At 55.9% G+C, this 281-nt stretch carries 1 protein-coding gene; it reads left to right on the top strand.

The window, feature by feature from the left end; all coding sequences use genetic code 11:
• On the top strand, positions 1 to 281 hold a 281-nt coding region (locus ISP15_RS18560), incomplete at both ends, for a hypothetical protein (protein ID WP_404549511.1).

A 281-nucleotide genomic window follows, 5' to 3' on the forward strand; every position in this document is an offset into this window, starting at 1 on the left:
CCAACAGCCGGATCTCGAGTTTTTGGGAGAACTTTTCACCGCAAAAGACGTACGACTTACTACGTTGCCGGAGCTGGATCCATTTGGTCCACGTCCTCCGCAACAGTACGTCGGGCCGATATTCACGCTGTCCAAGGTTTGTCGAACTGGTTGGAAAAGTACGGGTGCAGGTACACGCATATTTGCGTACCTGCACCCGCAAGCGCCTGCCTGCGAAAGCGTTTTGCAGGCACTGAATGACCTTGAAGGCGAGGTGCTCTGCGTGATGCCTGGCTGCCCGC

This window comes from Dyella jejuensis (assembly GCF_044904675.1).
Classification (GTDB): Bacteria; Pseudomonadota; Gammaproteobacteria; order Xanthomonadales; family Rhodanobacteraceae; genus Dyella_B; species Dyella_B jejuensis.